22 protein-coding genes are annotated in these 22010 nt (G+C 58.4%); 13 read left to right on the top strand and 9 right to left on the bottom strand.

The window, feature by feature from the left end; translation table 11 throughout:
• Positions 1-15: 15 nt before the first annotated feature.
• Positions 16-1917, top strand: coding sequence for a 3-dehydroshikimate dehydratase QuiC (gene quiC, locus ACZ3HH_RS19085; protein ID WP_465806738.1), 1902 nt, complete (start codon positions 16-18; stop codon positions 1915-1917).
• Positions 1918-2020: 103 nt separating this feature from the next.
• Positions 2021-2698: a TetR/AcrR family transcriptional regulator gene (locus tag ACZ3HH_RS19080; RefSeq protein ID WP_367373043.1), complete on the top strand. Its 678-nt coding sequence runs from the start codon at positions 2021-2023 to the stop codon at positions 2696-2698.
• A 115-nt stretch (positions 2699-2813) separates the two neighbouring features.
• Here ACZ3HH_RS19080 and ACZ3HH_RS19075 read toward each other — a convergent pair whose 3' ends face one another.
• The 3 genes from ACZ3HH_RS19075 to ACZ3HH_RS19065 form a co-directional block, all read right to left on the bottom strand.
• The gene (locus tag ACZ3HH_RS19075) at positions 2814-3668 is read right to left on the bottom strand and encodes a shikimate dehydrogenase (protein WP_465806735.1); all 855 of its coding nucleotides are present in this window, start codon (positions 3666-3668) and stop codon (positions 2814-2816) included.
• Positions 3665-4114: a type II 3-dehydroquinate dehydratase gene (gene aroQ, locus ACZ3HH_RS19070; protein ID WP_465806733.1), complete on the bottom strand. Its 450-nt coding sequence runs from the start codon at positions 4112-4114 to the stop codon at positions 3665-3667. The genes ACZ3HH_RS19075 and aroQ overlap by 4 nt, the downstream gene beginning before the upstream one ends.
• A 131-nt stretch (positions 4115-4245) precedes the next feature.
• Entirely contained in the window at positions 4246-5157 is a 912-nt protein-coding gene (locus ACZ3HH_RS19065) for a LysR family transcriptional regulator (protein WP_465806731.1), read from the bottom strand.
• Between the two features lie 262 nt (positions 5158-5419).
• Between ACZ3HH_RS19065 and ACZ3HH_RS19060 the strand changes: the two genes are divergently transcribed.
• Together ACZ3HH_RS19060 and ACZ3HH_RS19055 are read left to right on the top strand one after the other, a co-directional pair.
• Entirely contained in the window at positions 5420-5848 is a 429-nt protein-coding gene (locus ACZ3HH_RS19060; RefSeq protein ID WP_465806729.1) for a DUF4160 domain-containing protein, read from the top strand.
• Complete coding sequence (locus ACZ3HH_RS19055) at positions 5845-6291, top strand: DUF2442 domain-containing protein (protein ID WP_465806727.1); 447 nt, start codon at positions 5845-5847, stop codon at positions 6289-6291. The genes ACZ3HH_RS19060 and ACZ3HH_RS19055 overlap by 4 nt, the downstream gene beginning before the upstream one ends.
• Positions 6292-6345: 54 nt before the next feature.
• On the opposite strand, the gene trmA is transcribed toward ACZ3HH_RS19055, so the two are convergent.
• A complete protein-coding gene (trmA, locus tag ACZ3HH_RS19050) occupies positions 6346-7425 on the bottom strand; it encodes a tRNA (uridine(54)-C5)-methyltransferase TrmA (RefSeq protein WP_465806726.1) in 1080 nt (359 codons plus the stop codon).
• Positions 7422-8717, bottom strand: a complete 1296-nt coding sequence (locus tag ACZ3HH_RS19045) for an NCS2 family permease (protein WP_460144496.1) — start codon at positions 8715-8717, stop codon at positions 7422-7424. The genes trmA and ACZ3HH_RS19045 overlap by 4 nt, the downstream gene beginning before the upstream one ends.
• Before the next feature lie 226 nt (positions 8718-8943).
• Here ACZ3HH_RS19045 and ACZ3HH_RS19040 point away from each other — a divergent pair, with 226 nt between their 5' ends.
• Both ACZ3HH_RS19040 and ACZ3HH_RS19035 read left to right on the top strand, forming a co-directional pair.
• Positions 8944-9399 carry a DUF4879 domain-containing protein gene (locus ACZ3HH_RS19040; RefSeq protein WP_465806724.1) on the top strand — a complete coding sequence of 152 codons (456 nt, stop codon included), beginning with the start codon at positions 8944-8946 and terminating at the stop codon, positions 9397-9399.
• 67 nt (positions 9400-9466) lie between these two features.
• The gene (locus ACZ3HH_RS19035; RefSeq protein WP_465806722.1) at positions 9467-10018 is read left to right on the top strand and encodes a DJ-1 family glyoxalase III; all 552 of its coding nucleotides are present in this window, start codon (positions 9467-9469) and stop codon (positions 10016-10018) included.
• A 22-nt stretch (positions 10019-10040) separates the two neighbouring features.
• Here the strand turns inward: ACZ3HH_RS19035 and ACZ3HH_RS19030 are convergent, their stop codons facing one another.
• Positions 10041-11279, bottom strand: coding sequence for an MFS transporter (locus ACZ3HH_RS19030; RefSeq protein ID WP_465806720.1), 1239 nt, complete (start codon positions 11277-11279; stop codon positions 10041-10043).
• Positions 11280-11804: 525 nt separating this feature from the next.
• Here ACZ3HH_RS19030 and ACZ3HH_RS19025 point away from each other — a divergent pair.
• From ACZ3HH_RS19025 to ACZ3HH_RS19015, 3 genes are read left to right on the top strand one after another with little or no spacing between them, the layout of a single operon-like run.
• The gene (locus ACZ3HH_RS19025; protein ID WP_465806717.1) at positions 11805-13244 is read left to right on the top strand and encodes a cytochrome ubiquinol oxidase subunit I; all 1440 of its coding nucleotides are present in this window, start codon (positions 11805-11807) and stop codon (positions 13242-13244) included.
• A 3-nt stretch (positions 13245-13247) separates the two neighbouring features.
• A complete protein-coding gene (gene cydB / locus ACZ3HH_RS19020; protein WP_465806715.1) occupies positions 13248-14255 on the top strand; it encodes a cytochrome d ubiquinol oxidase subunit II in 1008 nt (335 codons plus the stop codon).
• A gap of 57 nt (positions 14256-14312) precedes the next feature.
• A complete protein-coding gene (locus ACZ3HH_RS19015) occupies positions 14313-14480 on the top strand; it encodes a DUF2474 domain-containing protein (protein WP_082239562.1) in 168 nt (55 codons plus the stop codon).
• Between the two features lie 66 nt (positions 14481-14546).
• On the opposite strand, the gene ACZ3HH_RS19010 is transcribed toward ACZ3HH_RS19015, so the two are convergent.
• Positions 14547-15671 (bottom strand): methyltransferase, encoded by a 1125-nt coding sequence (locus tag ACZ3HH_RS19010; RefSeq protein WP_465806713.1) that lies wholly within the window; start codon positions 15669-15671, stop codon positions 14547-14549.
• Positions 15672-15842: 171 nt separating this feature from the next.
• On the bottom strand, positions 15843-16550 hold the full coding sequence (locus ACZ3HH_RS19005; protein WP_465806712.1) for an autoinducer binding domain-containing protein: 708 nt from the start codon (positions 16548-16550) through the stop codon (positions 15843-15845).
• Positions 16551-16843: 293 nt separating this feature from the next.
• Between ACZ3HH_RS19005 and ACZ3HH_RS19000 the strand changes: the two genes are divergently transcribed.
• Positions 16844-17620 (top strand): ferredoxin--NADP reductase, encoded by a 777-nt coding sequence (locus tag ACZ3HH_RS19000; protein ID WP_465806710.1) that lies wholly within the window; start codon positions 16844-16846, stop codon positions 17618-17620.
• A 44-nt stretch (positions 17621-17664) separates the two neighbouring features.
• On the opposite strand, the gene mscL is transcribed toward ACZ3HH_RS19000, so the two are convergent.
• Positions 17665-18078, bottom strand: coding sequence for a large-conductance mechanosensitive channel protein MscL (gene mscL, locus ACZ3HH_RS18995; protein ID WP_008010503.1), 414 nt, complete (start codon positions 18076-18078; stop codon positions 17665-17667).
• Positions 18079-18363: 285 nt separating this feature from the next.
• On the opposite strand from mscL, the gene katB reads away from it, so the two are divergent.
• From katB to radA, 3 genes are read left to right on the top strand one after another with little or no spacing between them, the layout of a single operon-like run.
• Positions 18364-19905, top strand: coding sequence for a catalase KatB (katB, locus tag ACZ3HH_RS18990; RefSeq protein WP_465806708.1), 1542 nt, complete (start codon positions 18364-18366; stop codon positions 19903-19905).
• Positions 19906-19962: 57 nt separating this feature from the next.
• Positions 19963-20517: an ankyrin repeat domain-containing protein gene (locus ACZ3HH_RS18985; RefSeq protein ID WP_465806706.1), complete on the top strand. Its 555-nt coding sequence runs from the start codon at positions 19963-19965 to the stop codon at positions 20515-20517.
• A 45-nt stretch (positions 20518-20562) separates the two neighbouring features.
• On the top strand, positions 20563-21930 hold the full coding sequence (gene radA, locus ACZ3HH_RS18980; protein ID WP_462019688.1) for a DNA repair protein RadA: 1368 nt from the start codon (positions 20563-20565) through the stop codon (positions 21928-21930).
• The last annotated feature ends 80 nt before the right edge of the window (positions 21931-22010 follow it).

Genomic DNA, 22010 nt, shown 5'->3' with positions numbered 1-22010 from the left:
ACCGGGAGTCGACACATGCAGCGTTCCATTGCCACCGTTTCCTTGAGCGGCACCCTGCCGGAAAAACTCGAAGCCATCGCCGCCGCCGGTTTTGACGGGGTGGAGATTTTCGAAAACGATCTTCTCTACTACGACGGCAGCCCGCGGGAAATCAGACAGATGTGCGCCGATCTCGGGATCGCGATTACGCTGTTTCAACCCTTTCGGGATTTCGAAGGTTGCCGCCGCGATCGCTTGCCACGCAATCTGGAGCGGGCCGAGCGCAAGTTCGATTTGATGCAGGAACTGGGCACCGACCTGGTGCTGGTGTGCAGTAACGCCTCGGCCGATTCGATCGGTGATGAGCAGATCCTGATTGATGATTTGCACCAGCTCGCAGAGCGGGCCAGCATTCGTGGCCTGCGGATCGGCTATGAAGCGCTGGCCTGGGGCCGGCATGTGAACACGTACCAACAGGTGTGGAACATCGTTCGCCAGGCCGATCATCCAAGCCTCGGCGTACTGCTGGACAGTTTTCATACGCTGTCGCTCAAGGGCGACCCGAGCGCCATCGCCGAGATTCCCGGCGACAAGATTTTCTTCGTGCAAATGGCCGATGCGCCGATCCTGGCCATGGATGTGCTGGAGTGGAGCCGACACTTCCGCTGCTTCCCGGGCCAGGGCGAATTCGATCTGCCGGGATTCCTCGCGCCGATCATCAAAAGTGGCTACACCGGGCCGCTGTCGCTGGAGATCTTCAATGACGGCTTCCGCGCTGCACCGCCACGGGCCAACGCCGCCGACGGTTTGCGTTCGTTGCTGTACCTGGAGGAGAAAACCCGTGAGCGCCTGGAACAGGAAACCACGCCCGTAGCCAATTGCGACATTCTGTTCGACACCCCCAGCGCCAGCGAATACAACGGCATCGAGTTTCTTGAATTCGCAGTGGACGAAAGCCTTGGTGCCAAGCTGTCCCATTGGCTGGAGCGACTGGGTTTCGTCAAGGCCGGGCAGCACCGTTCCAAGAGCGTCAGTCTGTTGCGTCAGGGCGATATCAACCTGATCCTCAACTCCGAGCCTTACTCCTTCGCCCACAGTTTTTTCGAGGCTCACGGCCCATCACTGTGCGCCACTGCCGTGCGGGTCAAGGACAGCGGCAGTGCGCTGGCCCGTGCCATTGCGTACAAAGGCCAGCCCTATCGAGGACTCGTAGGCCCCAATGAGCTGGAGCTGGCAGCGGTGCGCGCGCCGGACGGCAGCCTGATTTACCTGGTGGACCAGGACGCCGACGTCTACGGCACCGACTTCAATCTGCAACCGACGGCCGTGGCCAGCGGTGGTCTCAAACGCATCGACCACATGGCAATGGCGTTACCCGCCGACAGCCTCGACAGTTGGGTGCTGTTCTATAAAAGCCTGCTGGATTTCGAAGCCGACGATGAGGTGGTGCTGCCTGATCCGTATGGTTTGGTGAAGAGCCGTGCATTGCGCAGCCGTTGCAGTTCGATCCGCCTGCCGCTGAACATTTCCGAGAACCGCAACACCGCCATCTCACACGCGCTGTCGAGTTATCGCGGTTCCGGCGTGCATCACATCGCTTTCGATTGCGACGACATCTTTGCCGAAGTCAGCCGCGCCAAGGAAGCGGGCGTACCGCTGCTGGATATCCCGCTCAACTACTACGATGACCTCGCCGCGCGGTTCGATTTCGACGATGAGTTCCTCAGCGAACTGGCCTATTTCAACGTGCTCTACGACCGCGATGCTCAGGGCGGCGAGCTGTTTCATGTGTACACAGAGCCGTTCGAAGGACGGTTCTTCTTTGAAATCATCCAGCGCAAAAATGGCTACGCGGGTTATGGCGCGGCCAACGTGGCAGTGCGACTGGCGGCCATGGCTAAATCGCGAACTGGTGGCGTACGTCAGGCAAAGTTGTAGGAAAATCGTAAACACGGGTACAAAACCGCTGCCTCGCGACTTCCTTCACTGTGCGCGGCAGCCCATAATCACCAGCGTGTGCAGTGATGGCCGTGAGCCCGCAATGACAATAATTTCAGAACTCTCCGTAGCGCCCGAAAAGCCAATTGCCGAGCCTCGCAAGAGTCGCAAGAACAACCCGGAAAAAACCCGCGAGAACATCCTTCAAGAGGCCATTGTCGAGTTCGTTCAGCAGGGGCTTTCCGGTGCGCGCGTCGATGCGATCGCCGAGCGCATCCACACCTCCAAACGCATGATCTATTACTACTTCGGCAGTAAGGAACAGCTCTACGTCGAGGTGCTGGAGAAACTCTATGGAGATATCCGCAGCACCGAAAACCGTTTGCACCTGGCCGAACTGGCGCCGGTGGAAGCGATTCGGCGCCTGGTGGAATTCACCTTCGATCACCATGATCGCAATGTCGATTTCGTGCGTATCGTCAGCATCGAGAACATTCACAACGCCGAGTATGTGAAGCGCTCCGATGCGATCAAGGCGATGAACAACACTATCCTCGATTCACTGGGCGAGATCTTGCGGCGCGGGGCGGCAGAGGGTGTATTCCGCAGCGACCTCGATCCGCTGGATGTGCATCTGTTGATCAGCTCGTTTTGCTTCTATCGCGTGTCGAACCGTCATACCTTCGGTGAGATCTTTCAGATCGACTTGCCGGACGAAAGCATCAAGCAGCGTCATCGGGAGATGATTTGCGAGTCGGTTTTGCGGTATCTGCAGGCCTGATTCATTTTTAAAAGATCGCAGCCTTCGGCCGCACCTACAAGTTCGGTGTATCCCGGAATGTCCGGCTACACACCGGCCTCTGTAGGAGCTGCCGAAGGCTGCGATCTTTTGATCTTCAAGCATTCATGCTTTGAAAATGCGCCAGCATTCGCTGAGCATCCGGCGCCACGCCGCTGAACAGTTCAAACGCCTTCGCCGCCTGGAATACCGCCATGTTGCCGCCATCCAGGGTTCGGCAACCCAGCGCGCGAGCGTTGCGCAGCAGTTCGGTTTCCAGCGGGAAGTAAACGATCTCCGCAACCCACAACTGCGCCCGAAGCAACTCCACCGGCACCGGCATACCCGGCAGTTTTTTCATGCCCATTGGCGTGGTATTCACCAGCCCGTCAGCCTGGCCCAACGTACCTGGCAAATCATGCCCAGCCACAGCGCGACCGAAACCAAAATGCTGATTGAGATTGTTCGCCAGCGACTGAGCGCGACTTTGATCCACATCGAAAATGCTCAGCAGCTGTACGCCTTCGCTCAATAGCGCGTGGGCCACTGCCGCGCCTGCGCCACCGGCACCCATTTGTACGACGCGTTCAAGGGCAACGCCCTGCAAGCCACGGCGAAACCCTTCGGCAAAACCCAGGCAATCAGTGTTGTGGCCGATGCGTTTACCGTCCTTCAGCACCACCGTATTCACCGCGCCAATGCCACTGGCCTCTGGCGACAATTCGTCAAGTAACGGGATGATCGTCTGCTTGCACGGGAAGGTGATGTTCAGCCCGGTGAAATTCATCCGTTCGGCGGCCATCAGCAAGTCGGGCAGGGCGTTGCTGTCGAGTTTCAATTGATCCAGATCGATCAACCGATACAGGTAACGCAAACCCTGCGCATCGCCTTCATGCTCGTGCAGCGCGGGGGTCCGGGAAGCTTGAATGCCGGCACCGATCAGCCCGGCCAATACCACGGTGTTCTGTGTCATGACGCTAAACCTTCCAAACGTTGGCTGAAATGCTCCAGCGCCAAACGATAGCCGTGGCTGCCGAAACCGCACATGACCGCGATGGCGATGGACGAAACAAAGGAGTGATGCCGGAAGGGTTCGCGGGCATGGACGTTGGACAGGTGTACTTCAATCACCGGCAGTTCACTGGCGACCAAGGCATCGCGAATGGCGACCGAGGTGTGAGTCCAGGCGGCCGGGTTGATGACGATCCCGGCGCAGCGGCCACGGGCGGCGTGAATCCAGTCGAGCAGTTCGCCTTCATGGTTGGTCTGGCGAAACTCCACTGCCAGGCCGAACTCTTCGGCAGCACGACCGCACAGCGCTGAAATGTCCGCCAGGGTTTCGTGGCCGTAAGTCGCCGGTTCACGGGTGCCCAGCAGGTTCAGGTTCGGGCCGTTGAGCACCAGAACGATAGGGGACATCGGGTCTCTCCACATATTATTTTTGGCATTGGCCGAGGGTTTCAGCCTGTGGGGAGAAATTGTACCAACTGGTTAATAAGGTCAATTGAAGAGGGCGTCTGGCCAGGATTATTTGTGCGGTGATCGGACATTCAGCGCGGCAGATGTTCTAGCAGAAAATCGATAAACGCCCTGAGTCGCAACGGCACATGACGGCTTTGCGGGTACAGCAGAGTGAAGGGGCGGGAGCGTCCGCCATAGGGTTTGAGCACTTCCACCAGCGAACCGTCCGCCAGTTCGTTTTCGACGATGAAGCGATAGGTTTGAAATAACCCGGCGCCGTGTTTCGCCAGAGTCACGCCACCCAATACATCATCGGAGCAGCAGTAGTTGCCCTCGGCCAGAATCTCCAGTGGCACGCCGTTGTCGTTGAACAGCCAGGCAATTCGCCGGCCGCTGCTGGGCAGTTCGTACTGAATGCATTCGTGCTGAGCCAGGTCATCCAGGGTCTGCGGGGTGCCGGCGCGCTTCAGGTAATCAGGGCTGGCAATCATCACCAGCGCGGCATCCTCCAACGGCCGGGCAATCAGCCCGGAGTCGGGAATGGCCCGCACACGGATTGCCATGTCATAGCCTTCGCCGACGAAATCGATGTTGCGATTGCTGATATGCGCCTCGACCTTCACGGCAGGGAAGCGCGCCCGAAACGCAGGCAGCAAGGGCAGGATTCGATGATGGGCATAGGTCGTGGGAATGCTGATGCGCAAAGTGCCGGAAGGTTCTTGCTGCTGCCCCATCACCTCGCGCTGGGCCTCGACCAGTTGTGCGAGAGCCTCGCGACACTCTTCGAAAAAACGCCGGCCACTGTCAGTCAGCTTGACGCTACGGGTGGTACGCGCAAACAACCGCACACCCAAACGTTCTTCCATACGCGACACCGAGCGGCTGACGGCGGCCGGGGTCACCCCCGCCACCAGAGCCGCAGCAGTAAAGCTGCCGGCTTCGGCGGCCAGGCAAAACAGTTCGATGCTGCCCAGCTGAAGATCGTCGAAATGTCGCTGCATGATTGATTACACCGGGAATCAAATGAAGTGTCTGAGTCTGTATTTATCAAATAAGAGCGCATAAATACAGGGCCGGGTTCAGCACCGGCCAATGTTGGTAATGAAAGGATTGCTTACTCTTTTTTGCCTTGATCGGCAGACCCCTATCGACCTGGAACGCTAGGCTCAAACGTGGCCGGTTGATCAAGCGATCAGTGCCAGTTATCGGATTCTTCAAGGAATGGTGAATCTTCGGATTCTACAACCTAACGGATGGGTTAGCATGAATGTATGCCGCTACAAAGGGTTTTCGTTGGTGGTCATGTTGCGTGATGAGCATTGTCCACCGCACGTTCACGTCGATGCAGGCACATGGAGCGCACGCTTCACGTTCAGCTTCTGGCACAACGGCGTCGAGCTGTGGGATGTCGTCCCTCATTCGCATCGACCTCCTCTGGCTGTGTTGGAGGGATTGCGTCAGGCGCTCAGGCAACCTGCCCATTTACGGCGAGCCCGTGGCATCTGGTGGAGCAAATTGCAGACGGCTTGCCTCGACAATCAGTTATGGGATTGGCAGGGCAATGAAGTGGTCGTGATGAAGAGGATTGCCAGCACGACTTACATGATTGGTTCGGCTCGCTATGAGCCTGAGAGCAACAAGACCCTGCTGACCCTGATGGGAGCACCGGAGGGGGTGGAGATCGAATTATGAAAACGATAAGCGCAAAAATGCAGGTCGATCACCCCGTAACCGAAGGCGCTCTGGACGAAGCGATCGAGCGTGGTGAGGCACGCCGTCGTGCCGGATTGAATGCGACGACGGTGATCTTTCTTGATCCATGTCTCGCCGTCGGATTCGAGGATGGCAGCGGTGTGTTGTTGCCAGTAAAAAACTATCCGGAGTTCGATGGTTTTGAGACCGAGGATTTCGCCGGGCTGAAAGTCGGTTTCGCCGGAGCCGCGCTTTGTCATGAAGACAAGGATCTGCAGGTGTCTATCGCCGGTCTGATTTCGGCGAGCAAACCGCTGATGGATATGGCGGCCTCGGTGATCGCTTCGCGCAATGGTCGTCAGAGCAGCGCCGCCAAGGCCGAGGCTGCGCGGGCCAACGGCAAGAAGGGTGGTCGCCCGCGCAAGGTCGATGCGACTCGTTGACCGCCCACAAAAAAGCCGTCCAGTGGACGGCTGATTTGTAGGTGGAGGCTGCAATCAACGACGGGTCAACAACACCCCGGACTCCATGTGATGGGTCCACGGAAACTGGTCGAACATCGCGCATTGGGTAATGCGGTGAGTGTCGTGCAGTTGGGCGATGTTGGCCGCGAGGGTTTCCGGGTTGCAGGAAATGTAGAGGATGTTGTCGAAGCGCCGGGTCAGTTCGCAAGTGTCCGGGTCCATGCCGGCGCGGGGCGGATCGACGAACACGCTACCGAACTCGTAGCTCTTGAGGTCGATGCCGTGCAGGCGACGGAACGGGCGAACTTCGTTCAGGGCTTCGGTCAGTTCTTCGGCAGACAAACGCACCAGCGTGACGTTATCCACTGCGTTTTCACTCAGGTTGCTTAGCGCTGCGTTGACCGAGGTCTTGCTGATTTCAGTGGCCAGCACTTTGCGCACGCGGGTCGCGAGCGGCAGGGTGAAGTTGCCGTTGCCGCAATACAGCTCCAGCAAATCGTCGGAACGATCGCCGAGGGCGTCGTACGCCCAGTTGAGCATTTTCTGGTTCACCGTGCCGTTGGGTTGGGTGAACGCGCCTTCCGGCTGGCGATAGCTGAAGGTGCGGCCGCCAACTTCGAGTTTCTCGACCACGTAATCGTGACCGATCACTTCGCGTTTGCCCTTCGAGCGACCGATGATGCTGACGTTCAGGTCGGCTGCCAGTTTCGACGCCGCTGCGTGCCAGTGCTCGTCCAGCGGGCGGTGATAGCACAGGGTGATCATCGCATCGCCAGCCAGGGTGGTGAGGAACTCCACCTGAAACAGCTTGTGGCTCAGGGCTGCACTCGCTTGCCAGGCCGCCTTGAGCTGCGGCATCAACTGGTTGATGCGCAGGCTTGCGATCGGGAACTCTTCGATCAGGATCGGCGTACGTTTGTCTTCCAGGGAAAACATTGCGTAGTGGCGCTCGCCGGCTTCACGCCACAGGCGGAATTCGGCACGCAGACGGAAGTTTTTCAGCGGCGAATCGAACACCGCAGGTTCGGGCGCACCGAACGGGGCCAGCAGGTCACGCAGGCGCGTGACCTTTTCTTCGAGCTGAACGGCGTAAGCCTGGGAATCAAAAGTCATGCGTTGAACCAACCCAACTTGATCACGAACAGAATCGACAGAATCACCAGCGCCGAATTCAACTCACGGCCGCGACCGGACAACAACTTGATGGCAGTCCAGGAGATGAAACCGAAGGCGATGCCGTTGGCGATGGAATAAGTGAATGGCATGGCCAGGGCGGTGACCACGACCGGCGCGGCGACGGTGATGTCGTCCCAGTCTATTTCCGCCAGGCCGGATGTCATCAGTACGGCGACGAACAGCAATGCAGGCGCGGTGGCGAACGCTGGAACGCTGGCCGCCAATGGCGAGAAGAACAGCGCAAGCAAGAACAGGATCGCGACCACGACGGCGGTCAGGCCGGTGCGGCCACCGGCACTCACGCCAGCTGCGGATTCGATGTAGCTGGTGGTGGTCGACGTGCCCAACAAAGAACCGGCCATGGCCGCGGTGCTGTCGGCGATCAGGGCGCGGCCCATTTTCGGCATGTGGCCGTCCTTGCCCATCAGGCCGGCACGCTTGGCAACGCCGATCAGCGTGCCGGAGTTGTCGAACAGATCGACGAACAGGAAGGCGAAGATCACGCTGACCAGACCGATGTCCAGTGCGCCTTTGATGTCCAGTTGCAGGAAGGTCGGTGCCAGCGACGGCGGCATCGACATCACGCCACCGAACGGGGTGAAGCCCAACAGGATGGAGACGATGGTCACCGACAGAATGCCGATCAGGACTGCACCGCGTACTTTCAGGGCTTCGAGAGCAACGATCAGGGCAAAGCCGAGGGTCGCGAGAATCGGCGCCGGTTGCTTCAAGTCGCCGAGGCCGACCATGGTCGCCGGGTTGCTGACGACGATGCCGGCGTTGTGCAGGGCGATCAGCGCCAGGAACAGGCCGATACCGGCAGCAATCGCCGAACGCAGTGGTAACGGGATGCTGTTGATGATCCATTCACGGATGCGGAAGATCGACAGCAGGAAAAAGCACACCGCCGAGATGAACACCGCGCCCAGCGCCACTTGCCAGGTGTGGCCCATGTGCAGGACCACGGTGTAAGTGAAGAAGGCGTTCAGGCCCATGCCCGGCGCGAGGGCGATCGGGTAGTTGGCGATCAGGCCCATGGTCGTCGAGCCAATGGCGGCTGCCAGACAGGTCGCGACAAACACCGCGCCCTTGTCCATGCCTGTCTCGCCGAGGATGCTCGGGTTGACGAACAGAATGTAGGCCATGGCCAAAAAGGTCGTGACGCCCGCCAGAATCTCGGTCCGCACGTTGGTGTTGTGTGCCTTGAGTTGAAACAGCCTTTCCAGCATGTCTGCTCCCCGTGGCGCGCCCGGCGCCGTGAATGTATCGACCTCAACAGCAAAGCACAGACCGCTGCAGGCGCCTGGGTATTTTCTGTGGGTCGGAAAAAGCCGCGCATCATACCAGCAGCGTGGGGCTATGGCTGCTTATGGCAGCGATCGTCGTCGATGTTTTGCACAAAAGGGAACTGCGCCATACTGCGCGCTGTTTTTTTGGGGGAGGGAGGGGGTAGATATGTATTGCATTAATAAGCGTGTGATTGCGGCATTTGGATTGCTGTTCACCTGTTTCATGGGAGCGCAAACAGCCATTGCAGCCACGGCGCCACCGTTGAGCCAGGTGAAGGTGCTCAAAGTCGAATCGCCATCCTGTGGATTTGAAAGTATTGCGGACGGTCAGGACCAGACACGCTGCAACCACAGTGGCCCGAACATCAAGGTCTACGTGCTGGAGGTCGGCTACGGTCGCGAACCTCATGTTGCGCTGGACGGATTCAAAGTGGACGGCACCCGAACCCCTGTCTGTGCTTTTGATACCGGCAACCTGACCGAGTGCTCCGCCGGGAAAAAAACCGTCGGCTATTTGTACATCTTCAACCTGGCAGGCAAGCAGGACGGCATCTTCACGTTCAGCGACACCTCGATCAACGCCCCCGGCAATACGCTGTCGACGCAGCTTTACATCAAGTAGCGGCTGGGCTCGAACAAGGGTCAGGAAAGCTGACTACGCTTTAAGGATCATCCTGTGGACCGCGCCCATGACCTTTAGAGCTCTGATTACCCTCGCCGAGGGCATCGACGATCTGCAAACCGTGACTCTGATCGATGTGCTGCGCCGCGCCAAGGTTGAAGTGGTGGTGGCCAGCATCGAGGCACGGCGCATGCTCACCTGCGCGCGCGGCACCCGCTTGACCGCTGATGCGATGTTGGTGGATTTGCTCGCCCAACCCTTCGACCTGATCGCTCTGCCTGGCGGTGCTGTGGGGGCGCAGCATTTGGCGGCCCACCAACCCCTGCAGCAATTGATCAAGGACCAGGCCGCCGCCGGGCGTCTGTTCGCCGGTATTGCCGAATCTCCGGCACTCGCGCTGCAAACCTTTGGCGTTTTGCGTCAGCGGCGCATGACTTGCCTGCCCACGGTCAGCAATCAACTGTCAGGCTGCAACTTCATCGATCAACCGGTGGTGGTCGATGGCAACTGCATTACTGCTCAGGGTTCAGGGGCGGCGTTGCAATTCGCCCTGACGCTGGTGGAGCAACTCTGCGGTAAGGCTAAGCGAGCGGCGGTGGCGGGGGAGTTGGTGGTTTAGAACGTTCCCCAGACAAACTGCTTCAGACCTTCACTTCTTCCACCGGCACATGCATGCGGTCGCGGTTGGCCAGGGTCGGGAACAGCTTGATCCAGGCCCCGGTAACCATCAGTGTGCCGATGCCGCCCATGACCACTGCCGGCACGGTGCCGAACCAGTGGGCCGTCAGGCCGGACTCGAACTCGCCGAGCTGATTCGAAGCGCCGATGAACAAGCCATTCACAGCGCTGACCCGGCCGCGCATTTCGTCGGGGGTTTCCAGCTGCACGAATGAGGCGCGGATCACCATGCTGATCATGTCCGCTGCGCCCAACACCACCAGCACGGCGAGAGAGAACCAGAACGAAGTCGACAGGCCGAAAGCGATGGTCGCCACGCCGAATAGACCCACGGCCGTGAACATGACCCGCCCGACGTTTCGCTCCACGGCAAATCGCGCCAGAAACAGCGACATCAGCAGCGCACCGACTGCAGGGGCCGAACGCAGCAGGCCCAGACCCCATGGGCCGGTCAACAGAATATCTTTGGCGAACACCGGCAGCAGCGCGGTTGCGCCACCCAGCAGGACAGCAAACAGATCCAGGGAAATCGCCCCGAGAATGTCCGGGCGACTGCGAATGAAGCGGATGCCCGCCAGCAGTGAATCCAGGGTGGCCTTGCCCTTGTTCAGCGGTGTCTGCCGGGCTGGGAGGTTGAGCATCAGCGCACAAGCGATAAGGTAAAGGATCACCGTCGGGCCATACACCCAGACGCTGCCGAAGGCGTAGAGCAAACCGCCCAGCGCCGGAGCGACGATGGTCGCTGATTGTTGGGCAGATTGCGCGGCGGCAACGGCACGGGGAAATAACGCGCCGGGCACGATGCTCGGCAGCAGTGCCTGAGTGGTCGGCATTTCGAAGGAGCGGGCGGCGCCGAGCAGGAACGCGAGGATGAAGATCATCTCCCGGGTGACATGATCGGTCGCGCTACCGATGGCCAGCGACAGGGCGATCAGCGCTTGCAGGAACTGACAGATCGCCGCGACCTTGCGCCGGTCATAGCGGTCCGCGACATGCCCGGTGTGCAGCATGAACAACACACGGGGAACAAATTCCACCAAACCTACCAAGCCCAGATCGAGCACATTGCCGGTCAGTTGATACAGATTCCAGCCGATGGCCACGGTCAACATCTGAAAACCGCTGGCGGTGAACACCCGAGCCAGCCAGAACGCGATAAACGGGCGGTGATGACGTAACAGCAAGGGCGCTTGGCTGGGCATCTGAAGGCCGGTCTGGGGAGAGGGAAGGGCGAGATTATCACCGACCTGTAACCAGAAGTTGCGAGCGCGACAAATTTAGTTAGCTAAACACCGATCTACGCAGCCCTAAATCTCCTGTGGCGAGGGAGCTTGCTCCCGCTGGGCTGCGAAGCAGTCCCGAACCTGCTACCCCATTCCCACAGGCATATCGCATCACCCGGTTTTACGACTGCTGCGCAGCCGAGCGGGAGCAAGCTCCCTCGCCACGGGAATGTATTGCAGCTCATGACAAAACCCATGAGGCAACCTGTCACGCGGCAAAAGACCACACCGTCCATCGGCAAAAATGCGACTACTCTTTCAACGTTGCTTGATCCAGATCAAGACCCTTCGTGGAAATGATCCGGCGGCCAGATGGCCAGACTCCCTACGTTTGTGATGATGGTACAAAAAGAACGAATTCGAATTCGCCACACTCCATATCCGTGGGGGCAGTGGGTGTAGGCCGCAAGCCTTCAGCCGGTATTACCTGACAGAGGAAGACTTATGTTCGGTTTGGAGGCACTTGATCTCGCCCGGATTCAGTTCGCATTCACCATTTCGTTCCACATCCTGTTCCCGGCCATCACCATTGGCCTGGCGAGTTACCTGGCGGTGCTCGAAGGCCTGTGGCTGAAGACGCACAACGACACTTACCGCGATCTGTACCATTTCTGGTCGAAGATCTTTGCCGTCAACTTCGGCATGGGCGTGGTTTCCGGCTTGGTCATGGCCTATCAGTTCGGCACCAACTGGAGCCGTTTTTCGGACTTCGCAGGTTCAGTGACCGGGCCGTTGCTGACCTATGAAGTGCTCACCGCTTTCTTCCTCGAAGCCGGTTTCCTCGGCGTCATGCTATTCGGCTGGAACAAGGTCGGGCGCAAGCTGCACTTCTTCGCTACCGTCATGGTGGCCATCGGCACCCTTATTTCGACCTTCTGGATTCTGGCCTCCAACAGCTGGATGCAGACCCCGCAAGGCTACGAGATCGTCAACGGCCAGGTCATTCCGGTGGACTGGCTGGCGATTATCTTCAACCCGTCGTTCCCCTACCGCCTGATGCACATGGCCACGGCGGCGTTCGTTGCGACCGCCTTCTTCGTCGGTTCATCGGCAGCCTGGCACTTGCTGCGCGGCAAGGACAACCCGGCAATCCGCACCATGCTTTCGATGGCGATGTGGATGGCGCTGATCGTTGCTCCGATTCAGGCGGTTATCGGCGACTTCCACGGCGTTAATACGCTCAAGCATCAACCGGCGAAAATCGCCGCGATCGAAGGCCACTGGGAAAACGTCGGCGATGAGCCGACCCCGCTGATCCTGTTCGGCTGGCCGGACATGAAAGCCGAGAAGACCAAATTCGCGGTAGAAATTCCGTACCTCGGCAGCCTGATCCTGACCCATACCCTGGACAAGCAAGTGCCGGCGCTCAAGGAGTTCGCGCCTGAAGACCGGCCGAACTCGACCATCGTCTTCTGGTCGTTCCGGGTCATGGTCGGCCTGGGCGTGCTGATGATTTTCACTGGATTGTGGAGCCTGTGGCTGCGCAAGCGCGACAGGCTGTATACCTCGCGGCCGTTTCTGTACCTGGCGCTGTGGATGGGCCCGTCCGGCCTGATCGCGATTCTCGCCGGCTGGTTCACCACTGAAATCGGCCGTCAGCCATGGGTGGTCTACGGCTTGATGCGCACGGCAGACGCGTCCTCCGGGCACAGCTTCGTGCAGATGAGCATCACCTTGATCATGTTCGTTGTGGTGTATTTCGCGCTGTTCGGTGCCGGTCTTGGCTACATGATGCGTCTGGTGCGCAAAGGGCCGAAGATCGACGAAGGCAAGGAAACCAACGAAGGTGGTCCTGGCCAGCAACGCACACCGGCCCGTCCGTTGTCTGCCGCTGATGACAATGGTGACGCTGATCACAACCACAGCCTGAACAAGGAGATTTGAATCATGGGTATTGATCTTCCGCTGATCTGGGCCGTGATCATCATCTTCGGCATCATGATGTATGTGGTCATGGACGGCTTCGATCTGGGAATCGGGATTCTCTTCCCGTTCATCAAGGGCAAGACCGACCGTGACGTCATGATGAACACCGTCGCCCCGGTCTGGGACGGCAACGAAACCTGGTTGGTATTGGGCGGCGCAGCCTTGTTCGGCGCCTTCCCGCTGGCCTATTCGGTGGTGCTCTCGGCGCTGTACCTGCCGCTGATTTTTATGCTGATCGGGCTGATTTTCCGCGGTGTGGCCTTCGAGTTCCGCTTCAAGGCCAGGGACGACAAGCGTCACCTCTGGGACAAGGCATTCATCGGTGGCTCGATCGCCGCTACCTTCTTCCAGGGCGTGGCATTGGGTGCCTTCATCGATGGGCTACCGGTAGTCAATCGTCAGTTCGCCGGTGGTTCACTCGACTGGCTGACACCGTTCACGATGTTCTGCGGTGCGGCGCTGGTGGTGGCTTATGCGCTGCTCGGTTGCACCTGGCTGATCATGAAAACCGAAGGCAAATTGCAGGAGCAGATGCATGACCTGGCGCGGCCATTGGCCTTCGTGTTGCTAGCGGTGATTGGCATCGTCAGCATCTGGACGCCGTTGGCTCACGCTGAAATCGCTGCACGCTGGTTCACCTTGCCGAACCTGTTCTGGTTCCTGCCAGTGCCGATTCTGGTGCTGGTGACCCTGTACGGTCTGATTCGCGCGGTGGCCCGCAATGCGCATTACACGCCGTTCCTGCTGACCCTGGTGCTGATCTTCCTCGGCTACAGCGGCTTGGGTATCAGCCTGTGGCCGAACATCGTGCCGCCGTCGATCTCGATCTGGGACGCCGCGGCACCGCCGCAAAGCCAGGGCTTTATGCTGGTAGGCACGCTGTTCATCATCCCGTTCATCCTGGGTTACACCTTCTGGAGCTACTACGTGTTCCGCGGCAAGGTCACCCACGAAGATGGTTACCACTAGCCCACACGACTACGGCGCAGGATTGATACCTGCGCCGTTGCAGAGGAGAAAGCGATGATGGCTGGCAAACCTACGTTGCAGGAAATCGAAGCGGCCGAGAAAAAGCCGCTCTGGCAGCGACTCGGCTGGCTGGCGATGATCTGGACCGGCAGCGTCGTGGCACTGTTCATCGTCGCCACGCTGATGCGCATGTTCATGAATGCCGCCGGTTTGAGCACCCACTGAAATTCCCATCCCGTTGCCTTGCGGCGCGGATTTATAACCCTCCCGATGGAGGGTTTTTTTTCGCTTTTATTTACGTGCTTTGAGAATGACGAACTTGGGGGTGGCCGCGACTTGCTCGACGCCGCGGAACAACCGCGCCAGTTTGCTGTGATAACCCAAATGACGATTGCCGACGATGTACAGCGCGCCGCCCACCACCAACGATTCGCGCGCCTGCTGGAACATGCGCCAAGCCAGGAAATCGCCGACCACTTGCTGTTGGTGAAATGGCGGATTGCACAGCACTACGTCCAGGGATTGAGGTTCCTGCTCAGCCAAACCATCGCCGGCCCGAACGATCACGTCACGATCACCCAGCGCCGCACGCCAGTTTTCAGCGGCCGATTGCACCGCCATGAACGACTCATCCACCAAGGTGTAGTGGGCCTCAGGGTTTTGCAGGGCACTGGCAATCGCCAACACGCCGTTGCCACATCCGAGGTCGGCAACTCGCGCTGCGCCGAGGTTCTTCGGCAAGTGCGGCAAAAACGCCCGCGTACCGATATCCAGCCCTTCGCGGCAGAACACATTGGCGTGATTGAGCAGTTCGATTTCAGGGGCGTCGAGTCGATAGCGGGTCGGGTAGGGGGAGTTCGCAGGGGCTTTGGCTTCGGCAGTGGCGATCAGCAGCCGAGCCTTCTTCACGGCCAGTGAGGCTTGCACCGGGCCGATGTAACGATCCAGCAGATCGCCCGCAGCGCGTGGCAAATGCTTCACCATTGCGGCCGCAATCACTTGAGCGCCGGGAGCCAGTTGGCCCTGTAGCCGGATCAGTTGCTCTTCCAGCAAGGCCAGGGTTTTCGGTACCCGGATCAATACCCGGTCAAACGGCCCGATGAACGCTTCGCTGGCAGGCACCTTCGGCACTGCATCAAACGCCAGGCCGTTGCGTATCAGGTTTTTTTCCAGCCCCTGAAAAGCCAGAAACGAATCGCCGCTGCTGGTCACCCGAACCTTGCCCACCAGGCTGGCGGCCAAAGCACCGAAGCTGTCGTTGAGCACCAGCACTCGGGTATCGGCTGCCGGTTGTTGCTCGGCCAGATGAGTAAGCAGGTATTCGTCTGCGGCATCAAATGCTTGCAACGGTTCATTCTGCTGTTCTGGCTGGCGGATCAGATCGAGTTGAGCGAAGGGGGTTTCGAGCAGAGGCATGAGGCGGGGCTCTGGGTAGTCAACGGAGGAAAATCATCAAGGGCTTGTAGCGGGCGAACCATCCGAGTGGACGGCGTCATGGAGTTTCAAACGGCATCACTCAGGATGGGTCGCAGATGGTACGGTTTTTTCGTCTGGATTACTCGCGCGGATTAGCGGATTCAAACAGATTCAGATGACGCCCACTCTCGCGGCTCTGATCACCGCCGCAATCTTGTTGTTTACGCCGAATTTTCGGATGGCACCGCGGATATGGAACTGCACCGTGCTTTCACTCAGGCTGAGGATGATCGCGATCTCGCCTGCCGTCTTGCCGTCGGCTGAATATTTCAACACCTCGATTTCTCGGGATGATAAATGCACTGTGCCCGGTTTAGAGGACGCAGGCAGTTCTTTCGCGACAAGCTGATGCAGGTGGCGGCTGATGAACATCGCATAGCCCAGATTCTTATACAGATCATGCGTAGTAATCGGGCAGTGGCTTCTGGCCAGGCTCAGCATGCTGCAAAGCCCGTTCTGATCATGAACGGATTGAGACCAGCCATAGTGCAAGCCTTGCTGTTTTTGTGCTTGCCGCAGCGTCGGTGTTTTTGAGAAGACCTCTTCCTGCCAAAGAATCGGCATTTCGGAATGAATGCAATGGGCTAGTATCGGGTCGACTTCACTGAAGTGCTCTTGTTCATATTTCGTGTTCCATTCGGTGGGGTAGTTATTCAGATTGATCGTATGGCGGTGCATCTCCCTTGTGTTGGATGTTATTGAAAATGCGCAGAAACTGAAGCCCAGGTTCTTAACGAGATTGAGAGAAATCTCGTAAGCGGTCTCCATTTTTTTTGCATAAGAAAGCTGCGTTAACTGTGATTCCTTCCACACTTTCATTGGGTAACTCCTGGCGGACTTACTTGAATGGGGGGCTTATTGGATCCAGGATCCAGCACGCCAAGGAGTGTAGGAGAATTCCTACATACATGCTGGATTTTTTCGCTCTTGAAAAATCCTCTAACTGCATAACCGGTTCTTAAGCGTTTTACCAAGAAAAACAGGATAAACGACGGCATTGTAATATTTGTATTCGAACTATTAGTGGGGGGGACGAAAGCCATTACAAATCACCAGTGTTTAAGCCGCCTGCTTTGCGGGACACTGACCCCATCTGTTGAATGGAGCAACCCATGACTGTCAGTGCAGAAAAATTCACGCGCCAGACATTGCTTGATGTCCAGCCATTGACGCCAAACCTGTTCACTCTGCGGACTACCAGGGATCCGGGATTTCGTTTTCGCGCAGGGCAATTCGCCCGGCTGGGTGTGACCAAGGCGGACGGCAGTACGGTGTGGCGGGCTTATTCAATGGTTTCATCACCCTACGACGAGTTCCTGGAGTTCTTTTCCATTGTCGTACCGGGAGGGGAGTTCACCCGTGAACTGAGTCGGCTGCAAGTCGGCGATACACTGCTGGTCGACCGGCAGGCCTTTGGTTATCTGACGCTGGATCGCTTCGTCGATGGTCGTGATCTCTGGTTGTTATCCACAGGCACGGGGCTGGCGCCGTTTTTGTCGATCTTGCAGGACTTCGAGGTTTGGGAAAAATTCGAGCGCATCATCCTGGTCTACAGCGTGCGCGAAGCGCGGGAATTGGCGTACCAGGAGCTGATTGCAGGGCTGGCACAGCGCGATTATCTGGCCGAGTACGCGCACAAGCTGCAGTTCATCGCCACCGTCACCCGCGAGCAGCATCCGGGTGCCTTGAATGGGCGGATCACGACGCTCATGGAAAGTGGCGAACTGGAGCGAACGGCCGGTGCAGCGCTGACAGCCGAGCATTCGCGGGTGATGCTCTGCGGTAATCCACAGATGATCGATGACACGCGCAAGTTGCTCAAACAACGGGACATGCACTTGAGCCTCAGTCGACGACCCGGCCAGGTGGCAGTGGAAAACTACTGGTAAACAAACGGCGCCCCGAGGGCGCCGTTTCTTGGGGCAATCAGTTATCAGGGCCGATTATTCTGAGCCTTGAGCAGATCACGAATCTCTTCCAGCAGCTCTTCTTCCTTGGTCGGAACCGGCGGCAGGGTGGGCGCAACGGCCTCTTCGCGCTTCAGACGGTTGATGGCCTTGACGCCCATGAAGATCGCGAAGGCGACGATGATGAAGTCGATCAAGCTCTGGATGAACTTACCGTAGGCCAGCATCACCGCGGGGACATCACCGTTGGCAGCCTTGAGCGTAATGGCCAGGTCACTGAAGTCCACCCCACCGATCAGCAGGCCGATTGGCGGCATCACCACGTCGCCGACAAACGACGAAACGATTTTGCCGAAGGCCGCGCCGATGATGATACCGACGGCCATGTCGACCACGTTACCTTTGACCGCGAAGGCCTTGAACTCACTTATCACGCCCATAGGTTATTTCCTTGTTACAGATGAGGTTGGTGAACGCAGTGTAAATCAGCAAAACGACTCCTGCTCGAAACACCGTCTTACAATGCCCGCTCCTATCGACACATCTTCCGGCAATTAGTTTACAAAGTGCCACCAGTCGCGCGCGATTACCCGCTCTAGACCGGGCTTTCCAGAACCTTTTCGCTATCGGCTCGGTACGGGATTTCTATTTATGTTTTGGCCTTTGGGTCACTAGCCTCTGTGGGGCGCACCTGGATGCGCCTTATAAAATCAGAGGAAACTTCCATGACAACTCCCCTCGGCTTCGGGGCTTTGCCCCTCCGTCGTACGTTTGGCGTTCTGACCGCCAGCCTGCTGTCCTTCTCCGTCAGCGCGGCGACGTTGACCCGCGATAACGGCGCCGCCGTCGGCGACAACCAGAACTCGCAAACCGCTGGCGCGACCGGGCCGGTGCTGTTGCAAGACATACAACTGATCCAGAAACTCCAGCGCTTTGACCGTGAACGCATTCCCGAACGCGTGGTGCATGCCCGTGGCACTGGCGCTCATGGCACGTTCACCGTGACCGACGACCTCAGCGACCTGACCAAGGCCAAGGTATTTGCCAGCGGCCAGAGCACGCCGGTATTTGTGCGTTTCTCCGCTGTGGTCCATGGCAACCATTCGCCGGAAACCTTGCGTGATCCGCGGGGGTTCGCGACCAAGTTCTATACCGCAGACGGCAACTGGGACCTGGTAGGCAACAATTTTCCGACCTTCTTCATCCGTGACGCGATCAAGTTTCCAGACATGGTCCACGCCTTCAAGCCAGACCCGCGCACCAACCTTGACGACGATTCCCGTCGTTTCGACTTTTTCTCCCATGTTCCGGAAGCCACGCGTACCTTGACCGAGTTGTATTCCAACTCCGGCACACCGGCCAGTTATCGGGAAATGGACGGTAACGGTGTACATGCCTACAAGTTAATTAACGCCAAAGGTGATGTGCACTATGTAAAATTTCACTGGAAAAGTTTGCAGGGGATAAAAAATCTTGACCCTAAAGAAGTGACGGGTGTTCAAGGTAAAGACTACAGTCATATTACTAACGACTTGGTTTCACATATTAACAAGGGTGACTTTCCGAAATGGGACTTGTACATCCAGGTTGTAAATCCACAAGACTTGTCCAAGTTTGATTTCGATCCATTGGACGCCACCAAGATTTGGCCTGGTATTGTTGAGCGAAAAGTTGGACAAATGGTGTTGAACCGTAATCCGGCGAATGTGTTCCAGGAAACCGAACAAGTGGCCATGGCCCCGGCTAATTTAGTTCCGGGTATCGAACCTTCGGAAGATCGCTTATTGCAAGGACGAGTGTTCTCGTATGCCGATACCCAACTGTATCGTCTGGGAGCCAACGCTCTGCAGTTGCCGATCAACGCACCCAAAGTCGCCGTGAATAACGGTAATCAGGATGGCGCAATGAACATCGGCGCCAGCAGCACAGGTGTGAATTACCAGCCAAGTCGCCTGCTGGCCCGTGAAGAGCCGCAAGCCGCGCGTTACAGCCAGTCGACCCTGTCGGGCAGCACGCAGCAGGCGAAGATTCAACGTGAGCAGAACTTCAAGCAGGCCGGCGATCTGTATCGCTCGTTCAACCCGAAGGAACGTCAGGACCTGATCGACAGCTTCGGTGGCTCGCTGGCCACCACCGATGACGAGAGCAAGCACATCATCCTGTCCTTCCTATACAAGGCCGACCCGGAATACGGGACCGGGGTGGCCAAAGTAGCCAAGGGTGATCTGGCTCGGGTCAAGGCGCTGGCGGCCAAACTGGTCGACTGATCCATCTGCCTGAAGCGGGATCTCATGCGAGGTCCCGTCTGATCAAGGAGTTCCGCCATGCGTTTTTATCTGTCTGTGTTTCTGGTGTGCTGGTCAGTCAGTGTGTTCGCCGGGCCTGACGTGCAAGCCTCGAAAGACCCTGCGGCGCTGAAAGCCCAATTAGAGGATTACTATTTCGATGCCGCTCGACGCGGTGATGTGCCGATGCTCGAGACCTTCATCGAGGCTGGCTATTCCCTCGATACCCGTGACAGCAAGGGGTACACCGCACTGATTCTGGCCGCCTATCACGGCCAGGGCGCCGCAGTGGGGCGTTTGCTCGCTGCCGGGGCGGACGCCTGTGCGCAGGATCAACGCGGCAACACGGCGTTGATGGGCGCGATTTTCAAAGGCGAAATGCAGATCGCTCGAACCCTGCTGGCGGCCAATTGCAGTCCTGACCAACGCAATGGCGCGGGGCAGACTGCCGCGATGTACGCCGGCCTGTTCAAGCGCGTCGAGTTGCTCGACGAACTCAAGGCCAAAGGCGCGGACATGAACGCCGAAGATCCGCTGGGCAACAGTGCCGCGCGTCTGGCCAGCGGTGAAATCCACACGGCGGCGCCGCGCTGATCCGCGCCAGCTGAGCTATCATCGCGGTTTTTGCCGGGAGTTCAGATGGCCAAGGCCAAGCGCATGTACGGCTGCACCGAGTGTGGCTCAACCTTCCCCAAGTGGGCCGGCCAGTGCGGCGAATGCGGGGCCTGGAACACGCTGACCGAAACCATGGTGGAGAGCGGCGCCGCCGCAGCCCCCAGCGGTCGCACCGGTTGGACCGGCCAGCAGGCGCAGATCAAGACCCTGGCCGAAGTCAGCGTTGAAGAGATTCCGCGTTTCTCCACAGCGTCCAGCGAGCTGGATCGCGTTCTGGGCGGCGGCCTGGTGGATGGCTCGGTGGTGTTGATCGGTGGTGATCCCGGCATCGGCAAGTCGACCATTTTGTTGCAAACCTTGTGCAACCTCGCCAAGAGCATGCCGGCGCTGTATGTCACCGGCGAAGAATCCCAGCAACAAGTGGCCATGCGCGCCCGGCGCCTGGGCTTGCCTCAGGATCAGTTGCGGGTGATGACCGAAACCTGCATCGAAACCATCATCGCCACGGCCCGGCAGGAAAAGCCCAAGGTGATGGTGATCGACTCGATTCAGACGATCTTCACCGAGCAACTGCAATCGGCACCGGGTGGCGTCTCCCAGGTGCGCGAAAGTGCAGCGTTGCTGGTGCGTTACGCCAAACAAAGCGGCACGGCGATTTTCCTCGTGGGCCATGTCACCAAAGAAGGCGCGCTGGCCGGCCCTCGAGTACTGGAACATATGGTCGACACCGTTCTGTATTTCGAAGGTGAATCCGATGGGCGCCTGCGTCTGCTGCGGGCGGTGAAAAACCGTTTCGGCGCGGTGAATGAATTGGGCGTGTTCGGTATGACCGACAAGGGCTTGAAAGAGGTCTCCAACCCCTCGGCAATTTTTCTGACTCGCGCTCAGGAAGAAGTCCCGGGCAGTGTGGTCATGGCCACGTGGGAAGGCACCCGGCCGATGCTGGTGGAAGTTCAGGCATTGGTGGACGACAGTCATCTGGCCAACCCACGCCGGGTAACGCTCGGTCTGGATCAGAATCGCTTGGCCATGTTGTTGGCGGTTTTGCATCGCCACGGCGGCATACCGACTCACGATCAGGACGTGTTCCTCAACGTGGTCGGTGGAGTGAAGGTGCTGGAAACAGCGTCCGACCTGGCGCTGATGGCGGCGGTCATGTCCAGTTTGCGCAACCGGCCGCTGCCCCATGATCTGCTGGTGTTCGGCGAAGTCGGCTTGTCGGGTGAAGTGCGCCCGGTGCCCAGTGGCCAGGAGCGCTTGAAAGAGGCGGCCAAGCACGGCTTCAAACGCGCCATCGTGCCTAAGGGCAACGCGCCGAAAGAGGCGCCGCCGGGGTTGCAGATTATTGCCGTGACCCGTCTCGAACAGGCGCTGGACGCGTTGTTCGAATAGCTGCAAACAACACACAATCCTGTGGGAGCGGGGCTTGCCCGCGATAGCGGTTAGTCAGTCGACATTTGTGGTGGGATTAA

Source organism: Pseudomonas sp. PME37.24/025 (assembly GCF_055556615.1).
The sequence above is the reverse complement of the archived record's forward strand: the minus strand, read 5'-3'. Positions and strand labels throughout refer to the sequence as shown.

Coding starts and splice junctions, on each gene's coding strand:
- quiC (WP_465806738.1), top strand. CDS start 16: ATGCAGCGTTCCATTGCCACCGTTTCCTTGAGCGGCACCCTGCCGGAA.
- ACZ3HH_RS19065 (WP_465806731.1), bottom strand. CDS start 5,157: ATGCAGCGACATTTCGACGATCTTCAGCTGGGCAGCATCGAACTGTTT.
- ACZ3HH_RS19025 (WP_465806717.1), top strand. CDS start 11,805: ATGTTCGGTTTGGAGGCACTTGATCTCGCCCGGATTCAGTTCGCATTC.
- ACZ3HH_RS19045 (WP_460144496.1), bottom strand. CDS start 8,717: ATGCTGGAAAGGCTGTTTCAACTCAAGGCACACAACACCAACGTGCGG.
- ACZ3HH_RS19030 (WP_465806720.1), bottom strand. CDS start 11,279: ATGCCCAGCCAAGCGCCCTTGCTGTTACGTCATCACCGCCCGTTTATC.
- trmA (WP_465806726.1), bottom strand. CDS start 7,425: ATGACTTTTGATTCCCAGGCTTACGCCGTTCAGCTCGAAGAAAAGGTC.
- ACZ3HH_RS19080 (WP_367373043.1), top strand. CDS start 2,021: ATGACAATAATTTCAGAACTCTCCGTAGCGCCCGAAAAGCCAATTGCC.
- ACZ3HH_RS19005 (WP_465806712.1), bottom strand. CDS start 16,550: ATGAAAGTGTGGAAGGAATCACAGTTAACGCAGCTTTCTTATGCAAAA.
- ACZ3HH_RS19040 (WP_465806724.1), top strand. CDS start 8,944: ATGTATTGCATTAATAAGCGTGTGATTGCGGCATTTGGATTGCTGTTC.
- ACZ3HH_RS19075 (WP_465806735.1), bottom strand. CDS start 3,668: ATGACACAGAACACCGTGGTATTGGCCGGGCTGATCGGTGCCGGCATT.
- mscL (WP_008010503.1), bottom strand. CDS start 18,078: ATGGGCGTGATAAGTGAGTTCAAGGCCTTCGCGGTCAAAGGTAACGTG.
- aroQ (WP_465806733.1), bottom strand. CDS start 4,114: ATGTCCCCTATCGTTCTGGTGCTCAACGGCCCGAACCTGAACCTGCTG.
- radA (WP_462019688.1), top strand. CDS start 20,563: ATGGCCAAGGCCAAGCGCATGTACGGCTGCACCGAGTGTGGCTCAACC.
- ACZ3HH_RS19000 (WP_465806710.1), top strand. CDS start 16,844: ATGACTGTCAGTGCAGAAAAATTCACGCGCCAGACATTGCTTGATGTC.
- ACZ3HH_RS19035 (WP_465806722.1), top strand. CDS start 9,467: ATGACCTTTAGAGCTCTGATTACCCTCGCCGAGGGCATCGACGATCTG.
- ACZ3HH_RS19015 (WP_082239562.1), top strand. CDS start 14,313: ATGGCTGGCAAACCTACGTTGCAGGAAATCGAAGCGGCCGAGAAAAAG.
- katB (WP_465806708.1), top strand. CDS start 18,364: ATGACAACTCCCCTCGGCTTCGGGGCTTTGCCCCTCCGTCGTACGTTT.
- ACZ3HH_RS19060 (WP_465806729.1), top strand. CDS start 5,420: ATGAATGTATGCCGCTACAAAGGGTTTTCGTTGGTGGTCATGTTGCGT.
- ACZ3HH_RS18985 (WP_465806706.1), top strand. CDS start 19,963: ATGCGTTTTTATCTGTCTGTGTTTCTGGTGTGCTGGTCAGTCAGTGTG.
- ACZ3HH_RS19010 (WP_465806713.1), bottom strand. CDS start 15,671: ATGCCTCTGCTCGAAACCCCCTTCGCTCAACTCGATCTGATCCGCCAG.
- cydB (WP_465806715.1), top strand. CDS start 13,248: ATGGGTATTGATCTTCCGCTGATCTGGGCCGTGATCATCATCTTCGGC.
- ACZ3HH_RS19055 (WP_465806727.1), top strand. CDS start 5,845: ATGAAAACGATAAGCGCAAAAATGCAGGTCGATCACCCCGTAACCGAA.